Source organism: Actinosynnema sp. NPDC091369, assembly GCF_044757065.1.
GTDB lineage: Bacteria > Actinomycetota > Actinomycetes > Mycobacteriales > Pseudonocardiaceae > Actinosynnema.
Window position 1 is genome coordinate 80,824 of the sequence record NZ_JBIVUG010000012.1, and the last position, 18,918, is coordinate 99,741.

Here is an 18,918-nt window from a genome sequence, read left to right on the forward strand (position 1 = left end):
ATGATCCCCCGATTTGCATGAGCGGGGACGGCGACGGCACGCGCCGTGACGATCGTGGCTGGTAGGAGGGCTGTTCGGGTGAGGTGCTGATCACAGGCACGCCTGGCGGTCATTAAGCCGTTCGGCCGCTGTGCCGGGATTGGTTGAACCGTCATGATTCCTCCTCGGGTCGGGGGACTCAGCACAGATCGCGCGGGGAGCGCGAGCCGGGGGGCATCTTTTTCATGGGTTCGCGCGTGCACGCGCGGGGTTCGACCCTGCGCGCTTTCGGGCTGGCGCTCGTCGCCGCTGTCACTGTCACTGTTGTGGTGGTGCCGCCTGGTGCGGTGGCCCAGCCGGAAATCACGGCGCCGGAGGTGCCGAACTCGGCGCCGGACGAGGCGACTGCTGCCCGGTACGCGGCGCAGAGCGGGGAGTCGGTGGTCGTGGAGTCGGCCACCACGGAGACCGATGAAGTGCGGGCGAATCCGGACGGCACGATGACGTTCACGCAGCACGTGCAGCCGGTGCGGGTGCGGCGTGGTGACGGGTGGGTGCCCGTCGACTTGACGTTGGAGCGCAAGGCGGACGGTTCGTTCGCGCCGAAGGCGTCGACGGTGGAGGTGGCGTTTTCGCCGGGCGGTATGGCTGCCGAGGCTTTTCCGTTGGCCAAGGTTGCGCAGGGTGGTCATGAGGTCGGGTTGCGGTGGGACGGTGAGCTGCCCGTGCCGGTGGTGGACGGCGCGACGCTGACTTACCCGAACGTGCTGCCGGACGTCGACTTGCGGGTCGAGGCGCACCTGGAGGGGTTCAGCGAGCTGTTGGTGATCAAAACGCCGGAGGCGGGGCGTAACCCGGCCCTGGACACGGTCACGTTCCCGACGCACGCCGAGCGGGTGCGGGTCGAGGACGGCCCCGCGCCTGGTTCGGGTGACTTGGTGGTGAACGACCCGGAGGGCGAGCCGGTCTTCGTCGGTGATGCCTCGCACATGTGGGACTCCTCCGGAGACGGACCGCGCGGGCGTGTGGGCGAGCCGGTTCACGGTGACCGGCAGGCCACGATGGAGGTCGAGATCACCCCGGAAGCCGTGGCGATCGTTCCCGACCGGAATTTCCTCGACGATCCGACGACGACTTACCCGGTGGTCTTGGACCCGGAGTACCGGTGTGGCAACTGCGGCAAAGTGCATCACGTCGTGGTGCAGGAAGAGTGGCCGGACAACAGGAATTTCGATGCGACCAGCGGCAACCTGAGCGATCTGAAGGCCGGTTTCCTCAACGCCGCCGCACTGGGCAACGGCGCCAAGAAAGATGCGAGGTCACGCTCCTACCTGCAGATGAACACCGAGCCGCTCATCGGCAAGTTCATCCACCGTGCGACCTTGCACACGAAGGTGATCAACACGTACTCATGCGAACCTTCGGCCACCGAGCTGCGGTTGGCAGGCTGGATCGACGCCAACACGACGTGGCACAACCAGACCAGCTGGGGTGCTGTGGAGTCGACTACCACGGTGCGCAACAACCCGGGCAACTGCCCGACCGACGGCAACGCGGAATTCGGGGTGCTCAACGCCATCACGGCTGCATCATCGGGCTCGTGGGTCTGGACGACGTTCGTGCTCAAGGCCGAGAAAGAGAACGAGCTTAACACGTCGTGGCGGCGGTTCGACCTCAACCCTTACTTGGTGGTGCACTACAACAGCTACCCGAACACACCGAGCGACATGGGTATGGAGGGGTCGGCGCCGGACCATGCGTTGCCGTGCCGTACGGGTGCCGATCGGCCGGCGGTGTTCACCAAGACTCCTCGTTTGCGGGCCCGGGTGAGCGATCCGGACAACAGCAACGTGTACGGCGAGTACCGGCTGCTCACCGGGGTGGGCTCGGGTGCTGTGTGGGACGGGCGGTTGTTCGGCGGCACGGAGGTCGGCTCAGGTGCCTACAGCGAGTGGGCAGTGCCTGCGGGCCACATCGTTGAAGGTGGTCTGTACACCTGGCAGGTGGTCAGCCATGACGGTCAGCTGACGAGCCCTTTGTCGCCACCCTGTGAGTTCGAAGTGGACACCACTCCGCCGAACAAGCCCGCGGTCTCGTCTGTCGACTACCCGGACTCAAGCTTCAACCACGGCAGTGTGGGGAAGACCGGGGCGTTCACGTTCACTCCGAACGGCAACACCGGGTTCGGGGGCACGATGGACATCCGACGCTACGGGTGGTCGTTGAACAATGACACCGCCATGACGAACCTGGTCGACGTCACGTCGGCTGACGGGTCGGTGACGGTGCCGATCACGCCGACTTTGGTCGGGACGAACGTGCTGCACGTCCGTGCGTTCGATCGTGCGAACAACCCGTCGGCGCTCAATGCGACATACACGTTCCACGTCGCCGCGAAGGCTCTGCCGAAGGCGGTGTGGGCGTTCGATGAAACATCGGGCACGGTCGCGGCCGACGGCAGTGGGGGCAACCGTCCGCTCACGTTGTCCGGTGCCGCCTCGTTCGCCTCGGGGTATGACGGTAACGCGTTGACGCTCAACGGTGGTTTCGCCGCGTCGGGGTCGACGGTGGTGGACACGTCACGGGCGTTCTCGGTGTCCGCGTGGGCGAAGCTGAACAGCAAGGACTCTTACGCCACCCTCGTCAGCCAGGACGGCAACCGAGCGAGTTCGTTTTACCTGCAGTACGCCGTCAACGCGGACCGGTGGGCGATCACCACGCCGAGCGAAGACTCCGACGGACCGGCGTCCTACGCGAGGGTGACGTCGGCTGCTCCGCCGCAGGTCGGTGTGTGGACGCACCTGCTGGCGACCTACGAGCCCAACAGCAAGGCGTTGACGTTGTACGTCGACGGCAAGCCGGAGGGCATGACGACCGCGCAGCTCTGGAACCCGAGCGGCAGCCTGGTGGTCGGCCGGGCGAAGTCCGCGGGTGAGGCGTCGAACCACTTCCCGGGTGCGATCGACTCCGTGCGGGTGTGGGACCGAGTGGTGACGGCCGAGGACGTGGCGGAAGACGTGAACCGGGCGGTGTTGCGGGCCCGGCTCGGGTTGGACGAACGAACCGGGATCACGACCAGGGAATCGGTGTCCGGTCAGCAGGCCACCATCGCCGGCGGCGCGACTTGGGCGGGAACACCGATTGACCCTGATGATCCGGACCGGCCGCGCACCGGCGAGGACGAGTGGCTGCAGTTCGACACGTCCGGCTCGGGTCAGGTCACCGCTTCCCGGCCCGTGAACCTGCGCACGGACCGCTCGTACACGGTGTCGGCCTGGGTCCGGTTGGACAACGACCAAGCCGCGCGTGCGGCGGTCAGCCTGGGCGACTCGCAGTACTCGCCGTTCATGCTCCAGTACCGCCCGGAGAACCGGCAGTGGGCGTTCTTGATGACGCAGGGCCCGGCCACCTCGATGTGGTGGGTCGCCCTGTCGGACAACGCGATCGTCACGGGTCAGTGGGTGCACCTGACGGGCACGTATGACGCGGTGAGCGGTCGGATCGCCTTGTACGTCAACGGGAACAGGCAGACTGTGAACTTCTCCGGCACGACCGACGGCAGTGGCGTCACGGGGTGGAACGGCTCCGGGCCGCTGTGGCTCGGCCGCGGTCTTTGGGGTTCGCAGAAGGCGGACGTATGGCAGGGCGCTGTGGATGACGCGCGGGTGTACTCGGGCGTGCTCACGGCCGAGCAGATCGGCGTCGTATACGCGTCCACCAGGCACTTCTGAGCCACCGGTTCGATCCGAGACGTCACGAGAGGCCCTGTTGTGAGTGCTGCCGTGCGGAAGCTGGCCCGGAAGGCCGTCGCGTTCGGTGTCGTGCTGGTGTTGACCGCCTCGACCGGGCAGGCCGTGGCGATGGCCTCGACCCAGGCGTGGAGGGTGTCGCTGCAGTTGGAGCGGTCGGTCCCCACCAGGGCGGTCCCGGTCGAGGCAGTGCCGGAGGACCCGGCGAAGGACCACGTGGTGACCGCTCCGGCGCAGGCGTCCTGGCCTGCTGCCACGACTGCCGACGTGGACTTCGCGAGCGAGGGTGGCACGCCCGCGCAGGTCGCGGCCCGCGCTACGGGCAGACCGATCCGAGCTGTCGGCACACCGGTCGCAGTGGGCCTGCGCCAAGAGCCGAACGCGCGCCAGGCGGGTGCCGGCAAGGTGCGCGTGCGGGTGCATGACCGCAAGCCAGGTTCGAGCGCGGTGGTCTTCAGCCTCGCCGACGCCGGCGGGGTCAAGGACAAGCCCTTGGCCGTGACGTTCGACTACTCGTCGTTCGGGTCCGCGTTCGGTGGTGACTACGCAGCCCGCTTGCGGTTGGTCCGCCTACCGGGCTGCGCGGCGACGACACCGGACAAGGCCGAGTGCCAGGTGGCCGCCCCGGTGGACGGCGCGACGAACGACACCGCGGCTGGTGCGTTGTCCGGCACTGCGACGTTGGCGTCGTCCGAGCCCGCGGTGTTCGCGGCGGTTGCCGCCACGGCGGGCGCGGCTGGCAGCTACGGTGCGACGTCGTTGGCTCCGGCGGGGTCGTGGAGCGTGGGTGGATCGTCCGGCGACTTCACCTACGGCTACCCGATGCGGGTGCCGCCGGCGATCGGTGGCGCGGCGCCGAAGCTGTCGTTGGGGTACTCGGCGCAGAGCCTGGACGGGCGGACGTCGTCGACGAACAACCAGGCGTCGTGGGCGGGTGACGGCTGGGACCTGGCGCCGGCCGGGTTCATCGAGCGCCAGTACAAGCCGTGCAGCCTCGACCTGGGCGGCAACAACGGCCAGACGAAGACCGGTGACCAGTGCTGGGCCACCCACAACGCCACGATCAGCCTGGTCGGCGTGTCCGGGAAGTTGATCAACATCCCGGGTACCGACCAGTGGCGGGCGGAGTCCGACGACGGCGCGAAGATCGAGCGCCTGTTCGGTGCGGTCAACGGTGACAACAACGGTGAGCACTGGAAGGTCACGACGACCGACGGCACCCAGTACTTCCTGGGCTTGAACCGCCTGCCGGGTTGGACGGACGGCAAGCCGGAGACGCAGTCGGCGTGGACCGTGCCGGTGTTCGGCAACCACGGCAACGAGGAGTGCAACGCGGCGACGTTCGACGCGTCGTGGTGCCAGCAGGCGTACCGGTGGAACCTGGACTACTCGGTCGACGTGCACGGCAACGTGACGACCTACTACTACAACCGCGAGTTCAACCGCTATGGCCGCAACGGCGATGCCAACAAGGGCACCGACTACGTGCGCGGCGGGTGGCTGGACCGGGTCGAGTACGGGCTGCGCGGCGACAACCTGTTCGCGCACCCCGGCGCCAAGGTCAGCTTCGAGACCGCCGAGCGCTGCCTGCCCAAGGACGCGATCACGTGCGATCCGAGCCAGTTGAACGCGTCGACCGCCGCGCACTGGCCGGACGTGCCGTTCGACCAGGTCTGCGCGGCGGGTGAGTCGTGCACCCACCGGTTGACCCCGTCGTTCTTCACGCGCAAGCGGTTGACGAAGGTCGTGACCCGGGTGGCGAACGGCGCGTCGACGTTCCAGGACGTCGACGCGTGGTCGCTGGAGCACAAATTCCTGACCACCGGTGACCGCACGGCACCGGCTATGAACCTGACGTCCGTGACTCACACGGGCCTGGTGGGTGGGAGTGTGTCGACTCCGCCGACGGTGTTCGGGCACAAGTCGATGGACAACCGGGTCGACACCAGTAGCGACAACTACCTGCCGTTGAACCGCTACCGGCTCGCGCTGATCACCAATGAGGCGGGCGGTTACACCGCTGTCACCTACAGCGAGAAGGACTGTGTCGTCGGCACGCGGATGCCGGTTGCACCCGAGTCGAACACGCTGCGCTGCTACCCCTCGTGGTGGACGCCGGAGGGTGCGCTGGAGCCGCAGCTGCACTGGTTCCACAAGTATGTGGTCGTCACGGTTCTCGACCACGATCGCACCGGTGCTTCCCCTCCGGTCCACACGAACTACGAATACCTCGGCGACGCCGCGTGGCACTTCGACGAGGCCGAGTTCAGCGAACCGGTCCGCCGCACGTGGTCGCAGTGGCGCGGTTACGAGACGGTCCGCACGATCAAGGGAAACCAGCAGGAGAAGCGGTCCCGGACGGAGGTCGTCTACGGGCGCGGCATGCAGGGCGATAGGCAGCCCGGTGACACCAACGGCGACGGGCTGCCAGACGGCGTCCGCCCGGCCTCGATCACCGCTTCGGAAGGCCCTCCGATCCCGGACGTGCCGCGGTTGCGCGGGTTCGTCCGGGAGACCCGCCAGTACAACGACGGTGTGATGGTGTCGGCGTCGATCAACGACCCGTACCTGCCCGAGACCCCGACCGCCACCGACACCGCGGGCAACAAGGCGTTCGTCACCGGCACGTCTTCCGTGCGTGGCCGCACGCTGCTGGAGAACGGCTCCTGGCGGCGCACCAAGGTCAACAAGCTCGACTTCACCCCTGAAGGCATCGTCAAGGTCACCGAGGACCACGGCGACGAGGCCGTCACCGGCGACGAGACCTGTACCCGCAGCACGTTCGCCCGCAACGAGACCACGTGGCTGCTCACCCTCGCCTCCGAGGTGGAGACCGTGGTCGGCACCTGCGAGGTGGAGGCGTCACCGGCCACCATCCAGTCCTTGGTCCGCTCGTACTACGACGGCCAGGAACACGACGCCGCACCCACCCGCGGCCTCATCACCAAGGCAGAGGTCCTCGACAAGTGGGAGGAAGGCACCGGCCAGACCTGGGTGACCGCTTCACAGGCCACCTATGACGCCTACGGCCGGCCGCTGGACGTCCACGACGCCCGCGGCAAGAAGACCACCACCACCTACACACCGGCCACCGGCCCGCTCAAGCAGCTGACCAGCACCAACCCGCTGGGCCACGTCAACCACGAGTACGTGGAGCCCGCGTGGGGCCTCTCGGTGGCCTCGGTCGACGCCAACAACCGTCGCGCGGACCTGGCCTACGACGCGCTCGGTCGCCTGACCGCCGCCTGGACGCCGGGCTTCGACAAGGCGACGGCACCGGCGAACGCGAGGTTCGAGTACCAGTACAACAACGACAAGACCAGCGTCGTCGTCACCAAGCAGTTGCAGGACAACGGCCAGTACCTGTCGGTCTACACCCACTACGACGGCTTGCTGCGGGAACGGCAGACCCAGATGCCGTCCCCCGGCCCCGACGGCGGCCGTCAGATCACCGACACGTTCTACGACTCCCGCGGCCTGCCCTACAAGACCAACGGCGTCTACTGGAACAACACCGCCCCGGCCGGCGCCACCCTCGCCGGCGTCTTCGACAACGAAGTGCCCAACCAGACCGTCACCGAGTACGACGGCATGGGACGGCCGACCAAGGCGTCCTACCGCAAGTTCCTCCAAGAGCAGTGGCACACCACTACCGCCTACGGCGGTGACCGCGTCCACACCACCCCGCCCCCTGGCGGGACCGCGACGACGCTCGTCAACGACGCCCAGGGCCGCACGATCGAGAAGCGGCAGTACACCAACGGCCTAGGCAGCGACTTCGACACCACCAGGTACACCTACAACGCCGCCGGCCTCCTCGAAGCCCTCACCGACCCCGTCGGCAACCGGTGGACCTACACCTACGACCTGCGTGGCCGCCTGGTCGAGACCAACGACCCCGACACCGGCCGCAGCACCGTCACCTACGACGCCGCGGGCCAGGTCCTGTCGTCCACCGACGCCGAGAACCGCACCGTCGCCAACGCCTACGACGACCTCGGCCGGCTGATCGCGAAGCACAAGGACTCCCTGACCGGCCCCAAGCTGGCCTCCTGGGAGTACGACACCGCGGCCGGTGGTATCGGCATGCTGAAGTCGGCCCGCCGGTTCGTGGACAACCTCGTCTACCACAAGTACGTCACCGGTTACGACGCCGCCGGACGTCCCAAGGGCCAGAAGCTGGTGGTGCCCGCTTCACCGGGCGTGCTGCCGGCGACGTACGAGGTGAAGCAGGACTACACCTACAACGGCAAGCCGAGCTCGACCACCTACTCCGCGGTCAGCTCGGGCGGGAAGGTGATCGTCCCGTCGGAGTCGGTCGCGTCGTTCTACAACACCGCCAACGGCGCGCTCGAGTCCACCCTGTCCGGCCAAGAGGTCTACGTGTCCGCCACGGGCTACTCCAGCTTCGGCGAGGTGCTGCGACTGCAGTACGGCAGCAGCGCCGAGACCGCCAAGAACCTGGCGATCACCAACTTCTACGAGGTCGGCAGCCGACGCCCGGAACGCACGGTGGTCGAACGCGAAACCACCACCGAACCCGAACTCGCCGACCGCGCCTACAGCTACGACCCCGCCGGCAACGTCACCAAGATCGCCGACACACCCGAGGGGCGTGCTGCCGACACGCAGTGCTTCGCCTACGACCACCTGCGCCGGATGACCGACGCCTGGACCCCGTCCACCGGCGACTGCACCGCCACCAAGTCCACCACCGCCCTGGGCGGCGCCGCGCCGTACTGGCACTCGTGGTCGTTCGACAAGACCGGCAACCGCCGCACCGAAACCCAGCACACGACCGCCGGCGACATCACCCGCACCACCGGCTACCCGACCCCTGGCACCTCTCAACCGCACACCGCCTTGTCGGTCAGCACCGAGAGCCCCAACGGCGACGCGCTCGACACATTCGCCTACGACAAGACCGGACGCACGAAGTCGCGCACCATCGGCGGCGACACCCAGGTCCTGGAGTACGACGCCGAAGGCCGTGTCTCCCGCGTGGCCAACGTCGACGGCACCGACGAGTCGACCTACCTCTACGACGCCGACGGCAACCGCCTGATCAGCCGCGAGCCGTCGGCCACCACGCTGTACGCGTTCGGTCAGGAGATCCGCCTGGAAAACGGCACCTCCACCCCGTCGTGGACGCGCTGGTACTCCCACGGCGGCCAGACCGTGGCGGTGCGCAACAGCATCTCCGGCCTGAAGTGGCTGATCCCGGACCACCAGGGCACCAACCAGCTCTCCGTCGCCAACGACGCCGCTCAGTCCGTCACCCAACGCCGTCAAACGCCCTTCGGCGCTTCGCGCGGCACCGCCCCGCCGGAGTGGCCGGACCGCCTCGGTTTCGTCGGTGGCCGTAACGACGAGTCGGGCCTGACCCAGGTCGGCGCCCGCCTCTACGACCAGTCCTCGGGCAGGTTCCTGACTGCAGACCCGGTGATCGACAACAACGACCCGCAGCAGCTCAACGGCTACGCCTACGCCAACAACAGCCCGGTCACCTACAGCGACCCGACAGGTCTGATCAAGGACTGCGGCCCCGACGGTGTGCTGTGCGGCTACGACTCCCGTCTCCATCAGGACAAGAAAAGCTACGAGCGTGAGCGGGAGACCTACTACGGCCGTGAGCGGGCGTGGCAGCAGGCCAACCGGGACAACGATCGGGCGCTGAGGAACAGCCTGGCCTCAGAGGGCATCTCCTGGGAGGACTACCAGAAGGCCCTGGCCGACGCCCACAAGACCAAGTGGGACGTGATCAAGGAGGTCGCCTGGGAGGTCCTCAAGGACATCTCGGGTTGGAACGACATCGTCGACTGCTTCTCCAAGGGTGACATCTGGGCCTGCGGCGGCCTCGTGGCCGGTCTGGTGCCGTGGGGCAAGGTCGGCAAGATCCTCGAGGCGGGCTACAACGCCGTGAAGGCGGTCAGCCGCCTGGCGGGCATCGTCGACAAGGCCAAGGGCGTCCTGCGCCGAGTCCAGACCATCGCCGACGACGTCTCCCGCGCCGCAACGGAACAGTTCCGGAAGCTGACGTCGAAGGGCGGCGGGAGTTGTGCCCTGCACAGCTTCGTCGCCACGACCCTGGTCCTGATGGCCGACGGCTCGACCAAACCGATCTCCGAAGTCGAGATCGGTGACAAGGTCAAAGCCACCGACCCCACCACCGGCCACACCACCGACCGCAACGTCGTCGCCACCATCGTCCACACCGACGAAGACGACATGACCAAGCTGACCATCGGCGACGAGAACGGGGCCACCGGCAGCGTGGACGCCACCTCGTGGCACCCCGTCTGGGTGGAAGCCGAAAGCCGGTTTATCCCGATCGGGGATGTAGTGCCTGGTCAAAAGCTTATGTCGGTCGAAGGTGCATCGCCGAGGGTCGTTGAGGTTGACCGGTACGAGCACTATGAACCGGTCTACGACCTGACCGTGAATGGTGTTCACACCTACTCCGTGGTGGCTGGCGGACTGGACTTTTTGGTTCACAACTGCGGCCGACCTGGAGCCGTGGACACGGACGAATTGGCCGATAGCGCGGCGGAGTACCACGACATGCTGCACCCTGTAGCGCAAAGATTCCGCACGACGAGTGTGCTTGACGCGGAGGGCGTCGACGGCGTGACCAACATCGTCACGGGCGGGGCGAGGAGTAACCTTACCCGGGTGCAGCGTGCGGCTGTGATGGATGACGGCAACCTCGCGGTGTCGATGGCTGGTGGTGAGCACGCCGAAGTCAAGGCCGTGCTAGCAGCCGACCATCTCGGGCTCACACCGCGTGGGCTTGCTGCAAGCAGACCTTTTTGCCCGGCCTGTCGCGCGTTCCTGACGGGACGAGGTGCCACTATTACCTCGCCCAGTACAGCTGAGTGGCCATCATAACGAATAATTGACAGGAGTTTCAATTGGTGTCGATTGAAGAAAGCGACATTGTCAAGGAGTTGTGCGCGGCGCTTCCGGTGGATCGACGCACTGTATTCGTCGTAGCGGCGTTGAATCGGGTGTTGCCGATATATCAGGTCTTCGATGAGAGGTGTCGAAGCGTTCGAGGACATGGGGCGGCCTGGGACGCGCTGAGCGGGATGGTGGCGGTTCCTCTCGGTCGAAGGGGGGCCACGTCGGAGAAGGCGGGGCAGAAGGTTGCATATGCGCTGCCCGCTCTGTCGAAGGACGTCGATCGACTAGCGGAATGCAGTGGGTCGGGCGTGGCCGAGGAAATGCTACAAGTAGTACTGGAGGCGCTTCTGCTTGTGTTCGAGAATTGGAGGAATATTGACGGCGAGCTGTGCCTCCACGTAGCCAACAGTGTGCTGGAAGTGGACTCCATCTGGAGCGAAAATCGTGATGATCCCGTCGTTGTGTGGACTGGGGTGGAAGAGCACTTCCAGCTCTTGATCAGGGACCTGCGAGAGCTCGCCGAAGCTCGACCGGAGAACGCGACCGACGTCTACAAGCTTGTCAATGGCCGTGCCGGCAGAGAGGCGATGCCATACTTGGAACGAGCGGAGCGTCTGCTTGGAAAGTAATGTGATCCGGCCAATTTTCGCGTCGAAAGTGATCACATTCCGGTAGGTTGATCACGCGTGGTCGAGGGGCGCACCGGTTGCGCTTGAGTGACTAGCTGAGTAGCTACCGCAGAAACGCTTCGTGTTGCGGCAGGCGGCCCGAGAGGTGTGCGGTCTTGACTCTCTTAACCAGGGTTCGTGCGGTGCTTACCCCTGTCGATCTTGGCGAGCATGCTCACGCCCAAGGTCAAAGACTTGGTGGCGAGCCGTTCGGCAGTCCGAGCTCGCAAACGTGTGCAAGGATTCGTTCTGACTACACTGACCGTGTATCGCTCGAAAGCTCATCGCTGCTGGCTAAGCTGCGTGTCTGTACTCGTTGATGAGGCCGCCGACGATGTGGGTGCGGTGCACTCTGTGGGTGTCGAGGTCGTGAACCGCAGCGGGGTGTTGTTGGGTTTCGGGTGGTTGTTGGCCGCAGGTTGGTGAGGGTGGTGGCGGATGTAATGGTCTTGGTAGGTCGTGAGGGCCTGACGTGCGTGGTTCTCGCCCATGATCAGGGTATGGTTGAGGAGATCGCGTCTGATGGTACCGATGACCCGGTCGCAGTGGGCGTTCATCTGGGGTGCCTGTCGCGCGGTGGTGATGACGCGTGGATCATTGGACTGGGATACGGCGTCGAACGCCTGGCCGTACTTGGCGTCGCGGTCGCGTAGCGGGGATCGGAGCGTCTCCGTCCGGTGTCCGAGGCTGGCGGCGAGGGTCCTGGCCTGTTGCGTGGTCCATGCCTGGGTGGGGTGGGTGGTGACGCCGGTGATGTGCAGGCGTCGGGTGTCGTGTTCGAGGAACGCGAGCGCGTGCAGACGTGTGCCGAGCATGGTGTTGAGGTGGAGGAAGTCCGTCGCGATGATGCCCTGGGCCTGGGCGGTGCGGAACCGTCGCCAGGTCGGGCCGCCACGGCGTGGTGCCGGGTCGATGCGCGCTTTGTGCAGGATCCGCCAAACCGTCGAGCAGGCGAGGCGGTGGCCGAGTCGGGCCAGCTCGCCCTGGATCCGCCGATGCCCCCATCGTGGGTTCTCCCTGGCGAGCCGCAGCACGAGCGTCTTCAATGCCGCTCGGGTTGAGGGGCGTCCGGTGCGTCGGCGCGCGAGTAGTCCCACTTGCAGACTATGAGTTTGCGGTGCAAGGCGAGCAGAGTGCCCGGCGTGACCGGGAAGGTGCTTCCACCGTTCAAAGACGCGCGACATGATCTGCGGAGGCGGGTTCGAACTGCCGAGGATGGGGAGGATGAGCCGACTTATTTCGATCCGAGTGGCGCCGGAGTGGGAGTGCTTCCTGTTCTGGGTCCGTACTGCAGACGACGTGATCGCCGACAACTGCTCTGCCGAGCGGCTCGTGGCCGAGTTTGGTGTACCTGTGGGCTTGGCGAAGGAAATCGACGCGTGGGACGACGATTTTCAGGCCGTGTACAACCGCAGCGACCCGGAGAGCTCGGGCTTCCCCGACGAGGCGACCACGGCGGCGTGGCACCAGCAGGGTGAGTGGTTGGTCGAGCGGTTGGCTGCGGCGCTGCGTGTGCGGACCGAGTTCCACACCACGCGTGGGAACCATGTGTTCGGCGGTTGAGATCGGCACTTGTTGCCGACGTTCACACCGCGAGGCTGGTGGGTGGGGCGCGCCACGGTGGTGGTTCTTGACCGGTCGTGACGATGTCGTGTAAGCGCTTCGATGGGATGCGCTGGCCGTGGTGTTTGCGGGATAAATGGTTGATGGTGGCAGATCGGGCTTTCCTTGCGCTTTCGTGGTGATGAAAGTGGGAGGAGTTGAGGGGTTTCGGGTACGGGTGGGGTCTGGTGGAGATAGCGTTTGGTCGTGACGTTTCTTCGGATTGTTCGTGTCGTCCTCATCGTGCTCGGCATCGGCACGGCGGCGTTGGGGATAGTTCTGATCGCCGTCGATGCCCGGATGACGGGTGGTCCCATCACGGCGTCGTGGAGCTGCAAGCCCGAGGGCAGCGGCACGTCCGGGAAGGTGACGTGCAGGACCGACTCGGCCACCTACGCCGGGCCGGGAGGGTTGGTGGACACCCTCAGCTTCCTCGGCCTCACGATCGGCGGGGTGGCGTTGATCGGTGCGGCGGTCGCGATCGGGCAGTTCGACCGGACGCGGATCGCGGCTGTGCAGGGGACGGTGGGGCCACCGGCCGGAGCGCCGCCGTTGCCGCCGCCCGGTCACGGTCCGCAGACGGCGCAGGTACGGGGGCCCGGCGGTACGTGGTGACAGGGTCGGTCCGGGAGTGGGGTTACGGGGTGGCCCTGGCGGTGTGCGGTTGGGCCGTCAGGGTCTCCGCCTGGGGCATGCCCAGTTGGCGGTAGATGGTCAGGGCTCGTTGCCGGTGCGCGGTGGCGTCGGCGTGGTCACCGCATTTGGTGAGGAGGTCGCTGATGCCGAGCAGCGCGTGCGCTTGTTCGTCGCGGTGCCCGCTTGCGTGCTCCGGCTTCAACACCTCCCGGTAGAGGTCGAGGGCGGTGGCTCGGTCGTCGGTGGACGCGTGTGCCCTGGCCAGGGCGTTCAGCGCGGTCACGAGCTGGTCGGTGTCGCCGACGGCGCGGGCGATGTGCAGCGCGGTCTCCAGGTGGCGGACCGCCTGGTCGTGGTCGCCCCGGTGCAGGAAGACGACGCCCAGCACGCGCTCGGCGGTGCCTTCGAGGGTGCGGTGGCCCGTGTCACGGGCGATGGTCAGGGCGAGGCGTGCGTGGTCCAGGGTTCGGTGGTGGCGATCCGTCGCCGCGCAGACCTCCGCCAGGCCGCACAACGCGTTCGCCTCGCTGGTCCGGTTCCCGACGTCCTTCGCGATGGCCAGCGCCTGCTCGAACAGCGCGCACGCCTCGTCGTGCCGGCCCAACGTGTGCAGGATCCGCGCGAGGTTGTTGGTGGCGGGCGAGCGCAGGCGCTGGTCGCCCAGTTCTTCGTACAGGTCCAGTGCTTGGCGGAAGCGGTCCGCGGCCTCGGTCAGCTCGCCGCGTCGCCAGTGCGCGACGCCGATGTTGTTCAGCGCGGCGGACTGCAACGACCGGTCGCCGAGCTGGACGTAGCGGACCAGCGCGCGGTCCAGGTGGTCGATGGCCTGCGTGATCAGGCCGACCCGGAGGGCCGCGGCGCCGAGCACCCGGCGGGCGTTGGCCTCCGCGGCGACGTCACCGCGGGCCTGGGCGGCGTGCAGGGCGCGGGTGTGGAGCGCGATGGCGTCGTCGTGGTACCCGCCGGTGCTGAGGTAGCGCCACAGCGTGTCCGACATTTTGATCACGTAGTCCAGGTCGCCGTGCTGGGTGGCGGCGAGCAGGTTGGTCCGCTCGCGGTCCAGCCAGCGGAACGCGGCGTCGTAGCCGTCGAACGCCGGTGACCCGGTCTCGGGCGCGGTGACCCGGGGTCTGCGTTCGGCTTCGTGCGGTGCGATGACCTGCATGGCGGCGGACGCCGTGCCCAGGTAGTAGGCGGACAGGCGGGAGAGCGCCGCGGTGCGGTCGGCCGCGCTGTCGGTGGTCGCGGCCAGTTCGGCGGCGTAGGCGCGCAGCAGGTCGTGCGGCTGGTAGTGGCCGTCCGGGCTCCGGTCGACCAGGTGCGCGCAGACCAGGACGTCGAGCGCGCGACGGGTCCGCTTGGGTTCGCTGCCCGACATGGCGGCGACCGCGTGGACGTCCAAGTCCTGCCCGTGGTGCACGCCGAACAGCCGGAACACCCCGGCCACGGCGGGGTCGAGCTGCCGGTAGGACCACGAGAACACCGCCCGCACGGCGGTGTGCGGGTCGTCGTTCGCGCCCAGCAGGTCCAGCGCGTCCTGCTGGTCGGCGAGCTCGGCCGCCAACTCGCCGATGGCGCGTCCCGGCCGCGACCGGATCAGCTCGGCCGCGACCCGCAGGGCCAGCGGCAACCGCGCGCACCGCTCGACCAGCGCGACGACCGCGTCCGGTTCGGCGTCGACGCGGTCGCCGAGCAGGTCGCGCACCAGGTCCACCGCGTCGGCCGACGACAGCCGGTCCAGGCGGATCCGGTGCGCGCCGTGGCGGGCCACGAGTCCGGCCAGCGAGTCCCGGCTGGTCACCAGCACGAGGCAGGACGACCCGCCGGGCAGCAGCGGGCGCACCTGCTCGACGCTGCGGGCGTTGTCCAGCAGGATCAGCACCCGGCGCTGGTCGAGGAGGGTGCGGAAGCGGGCCGCGCGCTCGTCGAGGTGGTCCGGGATCGCGGCGCCGTCGAGGCCCGACGACCGCAGGAACGCGGCCAGCGCGTCCGCCGCGGACACCGGCTCGTCCGGACCGTGCCCGCGCAGGTCGGCGTAGAGCTGCCCGTCCGGGAACCGGTCGCGCACCTGGTGCGCCCAGCGCACGGCGAGCGCCGTCTTGCCCACGCCCGGAGTTCCGGTGACCGCGGCGATGGACACCGGTCCGTCGGCGGACAGCAACCCCTCCAGCTCCGCGAGTTCGGCCTCCCGACCGACGAAGCCGAGCACGTCCGCCGGCAGCTGGGCGGGCACGTCACGCGACGCCCGCTGGACGTCGACGGGGTCCGCTGGGAGGTCGTCGGCGAGGATGCGGCGGTGCAGCTCGCGCAGTTCCGGGCCCGGCTCCAGGCCGAGCTCGGACACCAGCGCGTGCCGTGCCCGGCGGTAGGCGTCCAGGGCTTCCGTCCGGCGTCCGGTCCGGTACAGGGCGGTCATCAGCGACCCGTGCAGGCGTTCCCGCCACGGGTGCTCGCGGACCAGGTCGGTCAGCTCGCCGACCTGGTGCACGCCGCACGCCGACTCGGCCTCGTGCAGCGACTCGACGGCGGCGAGGCGGCGTTCGGCGAGGCGGCGTGCCCAGTCGGCGAGCACCGTCACCTCCAGGTCGGCGAACGGGGTGCCGCGGTACAGCGCCAGCGCGGCGCGCAGTGACTCGATCGCTCGTTGCGGGTCATGCTTTGCCGCGGTCGTGCCTGCTTTGACCAGCGCTTCGAACCGTTCGGCGTCGACCTCGTCCGTGCGGGTGTTCAGCTGGTAGCCGTTCGGGCAGAACGTCAACCGGTCCGGCGAGTCCAGCACGCCGCGCAGCCGGTGGACGTGCAGCTGGAGCTTCTGCGCCGCCCGGGAGTCGGGTAAGTCGCCCCAGAGCGCGTGGGTCAGCACGTCGACCGGAACGGACTGGTTGGCCCGTTCCATCAGCACGCCGAGCAGCGTTCGTTGCAGTCGACCGGACAACGCCTCCACCCGGTCGCCGTGCCGCACCTCCACCGGACCCAACACCCGAAACTCCACGAGCCCCCCAGCCCTCGACGTGATCGCCGGAACCGCATGGTGACATCGCCGGCGGGTCGGGTGTGTCAGGCGTTCGCCGGACAGCGGTGGTCGGTGTTTGTCCACTTTTTGGCCCGTACCGACCGGATTGGCCACTTTTTTGTCTGTTTCCGCCGGGTGCTCGCTGCAATCATCTGTCGCGTGTCCGGCTACAAGTTCGATTTCTTCATCAGCTACGCGCGTCGTGGCACGGTCCAGCAGTGGCTGCTGAACCACTTCCTCCGAAAGCTGTCGGATTGTCTGGCCGACCAGTTCGCGCCGACGCCGAGGATCTACGTCGACCGGGAAATGCCGCGTGCGGTGCACTGGCCGGCCAGTCTGCGGCACGCCCTGCGGCACAGCAAGATCATGATACAGCTGCTGAACCCGCAGTACTTCACGTCACCATGGTGCCTGGCCGAGTGGCACAGCATGCTGGAAAGGGAGAGGATGCTCGGCCTGGTCAGTCCGGAGAAACCGCAAGGGCTGATCTATCCCATCCTCTACTCGGATTCGGACAACTTCCCGCTGGAAGGAAAGGTCCGGTCCTGGTGGAGCTTCAAGGAATTCGCCTACCCGGACCCGGTGTACCAGCAGACCCTCGAATTCGTGCGGTTCCACCACGAGGTGAACAAGCTGGCCGCCGATCTCGTGGCGCTGGTGCAGCAGGTGCCGCCCTGGCAACCCGACTGGCCGGACGTGGACCCGCCCGACCCCGTGCTCGCCCCGACACCTCCTCTACCGAGGTTCTGATGACCACAGGGACCGTCATCACCTTCTACTCCTACAAGGGCGGTGTCGGGCGGAGCTTCACGCTGGCCAACATCGCCGTGCTGCTGGCGCGGTGGGGCTATCGCGTGCTCGCCGTCGACTGGGACCTCGAAGCACCCGGCCTGCACCACTACTTCAAGCCGGTGATGGTCGAGCAGCCCAAGGGCGGCGTCATCGACCTCGCCCACGACTTCCTCGCCGGAGCGGAAAGCCCGCAACCGCACGCGGTGCGGCTCGACGTCGAAGGCAACACGCTCGCGCTGCTGGCCGCGGGCCGTGACGACGACTCGTACACGGACCGGATGCAGCGCATCGACTGGGAAGACCTCTACCGGCAGGGGTTCGCCGAGTTCCTGGAGCGCTGCCGGGCGCAGTGGACCGAGGACTACGACTTCGTACTGGTCGACAGCCGGACCGGTGTCTCGGACATCGCGGGCATCTGCACCGCGCAACTGCCCGACCGGCTGGCCGTCCTGTTCACCGCCAACGAGCAGAACCTCAAGGACATCGTGGACGTCGTACGCCGTGCCGACAGCGCGCGCGACCGCATGCCTTACGACCGGCCACGCCACCTCGTCCTGCCGATCCTGTCCCGGCTCGACTTGTCGGTGGAGTACGAGCGAGCCGAGCAGTGGCGGCGCAAGTGCGTCGAGGTGGTCGGGCCGTTGTTCCGCAACTGGCTGGTCAAGAACGTGGCGGAAGACCAGATGCTCCGGCACCTCACGCTGCCCTACATTCCGTTTTGGAGCTTCGGCGAGCAGTTGTCGGTGCTCCAGGAGCGTCCTCCGGCGGCGGGTCAGGTCTCGTTCGCGCTGGAGACGGTCGCGGCGGTGATCGCGCAGCAGTTCGACCGCACCGACGTGCTGGACGACAACCGGGACGCCTACGTGGCGTCGGCACGCGATCGGAAGCAGGACTTCGACCTGGACCTGCTGGTGTCGAGCCCGCGGGCGGCGTTGCGCATCGCGGATCGGTTGGTGAAGGAGCTGCGCGGCTTCGGCGTGCGGGTCGAGCGGTCGTCCTCCGGTGATCTGGAGATGCTGGACAAGACCAGTGAACTGGCCGAGCACTTGTGCCTGGTGGTGGACAACCAGTTGAGCCGGTGGCAGGTCACCGAGGTGGAGCGGTTCCTGCGGCACACCATCGGGCCGGACGGTGGGCAGCGGCGGCTGTTCTGCGTGCTGACCGACGGCACCGACCCCGACAACCTGCCAGGGTTCCTGCGCAACCTGCGTCACCTCCACTTCGGGCCCGGAGTGGCGCGGGACCTCTACGACATGATCACCGGCACGCCCGCCGGTGACCTCGACCCGGACCGCGACGCCCTGCGGAACGCGGCGGCGGCGTTGCGCGCCGTGCCGGACCGGCTGCCGTCGGTCGGCCGGTTGTCGCTGGTCGAGCAGACCGTGCACGGCATGGCGACCGCGCTCGACAACGGCGACCTGGCGGCGTTGCGGGACTACGCGGTGGACCTCGGTGTGCTGTCCAAGTCGCACGCGGACGACGGCCGGTTCATCGCGTCCCAAGGTCTGCTGACCGACATCACCACCCTCCTCGAACGGATCGACCGTCGGATCGACGCGTCCACCAACTGAAAGGC

General features: G+C 67.6%; 9 protein-coding genes. 7 read left to right on the forward strand and 2 right to left on the reverse strand.

All coding sequences use genetic code 11. From position 1 onward, the window contains the following. Positions 1–224: 224 nt before the first annotated feature. The 3 genes from ACIQMJ_RS33015 to ACIQMJ_RS33025 are packed head-to-tail and all read left to right on the forward strand — an operon-like array spanning position 225 to position 11,260. Entirely contained in the window at positions 225–3,710 is a 3,486-nt protein-coding gene (locus ACIQMJ_RS33015) for a LamG-like jellyroll fold domain-containing protein (RefSeq protein WP_499764901.1), read from the forward strand. 51 nt (positions 3,711–3,761) lie between these two features. Next, positions 3,762–10,616, forward strand: coding sequence for an RHS repeat-associated core domain-containing protein (locus ACIQMJ_RS33020; protein ID WP_499764902.1), 6,855 nt, complete (start codon positions 3,762–3,764; stop codon positions 10,614–10,616). Between the two features lie 26 nt (positions 10,617–10,642). After that, positions 10,643–11,260, forward strand: coding sequence for a hypothetical protein (locus ACIQMJ_RS33025; protein WP_499764903.1), 618 nt, complete (start codon positions 10,643–10,645; stop codon positions 11,258–11,260). A gap of 320 nt (positions 11,261–11,580) precedes the next feature. On the opposite strand, the gene ACIQMJ_RS33030 is transcribed toward ACIQMJ_RS33025, so the two are convergent. Then, positions 11,581–12,483: a helix-turn-helix domain-containing protein gene (locus tag ACIQMJ_RS33030; RefSeq protein ID WP_499764904.1), complete on the reverse strand. Its 903-nt coding sequence runs from the start codon at positions 12,481–12,483 to the stop codon at positions 11,581–11,583. A gap of 40 nt (positions 12,484–12,523) precedes the next feature. Here ACIQMJ_RS33030 and ACIQMJ_RS33035 point away from each other — a divergent pair, with 40 nt between their 5' ends. Together ACIQMJ_RS33035 and ACIQMJ_RS33040 are read left to right on the forward strand one after the other, a co-directional pair. Next, the gene (locus ACIQMJ_RS33035; protein ID WP_499764905.1) at positions 12,524–12,862 is read left to right on the forward strand and encodes an immunity protein CdiI family protein; all 339 of its coding nucleotides are present in this window, start codon (positions 12,524–12,526) and stop codon (positions 12,860–12,862) included. A 246-nt stretch (positions 12,863–13,108) separates the two neighbouring features. Then, a complete protein-coding gene (locus ACIQMJ_RS33040) occupies positions 13,109–13,516 on the forward strand; it encodes a hypothetical protein (protein ID WP_499764906.1) in 408 nt (135 codons plus the stop codon). Between the two features lie 22 nt (positions 13,517–13,538). Here ACIQMJ_RS33040 and ACIQMJ_RS33045 read toward each other — a convergent pair whose 3' ends face one another. Further along, positions 13,539–16,517, reverse strand: coding sequence for an AfsR/SARP family transcriptional regulator (locus tag ACIQMJ_RS33045; protein ID WP_499764907.1), 2,979 nt, complete (start codon positions 16,515–16,517; stop codon positions 13,539–13,541). 192 nt (positions 16,518–16,709) lie between these two features. Between ACIQMJ_RS33045 and ACIQMJ_RS33050 the strand changes: the two genes are divergently transcribed. Both ACIQMJ_RS33050 and ACIQMJ_RS33055 read left to right on the forward strand, forming a co-directional pair. Further along, entirely contained in the window at positions 16,710–17,300 is a 591-nt protein-coding gene (locus ACIQMJ_RS33050; RefSeq protein WP_499764908.1) for a TIR domain-containing protein, read from the forward strand. Further along, on the forward strand, positions 17,300–18,913 hold the full coding sequence (locus tag ACIQMJ_RS33055; RefSeq protein WP_499764909.1) for a tyrosine-protein kinase family protein: 1,614 nt from the start codon (positions 17,300–17,302) through the stop codon (positions 18,911–18,913). Before ACIQMJ_RS33050 ends, ACIQMJ_RS33055 begins: the two co-directional genes overlap by 1 nt. The last annotated feature ends 5 nt before the right edge of the window (positions 18,914–18,918 follow it).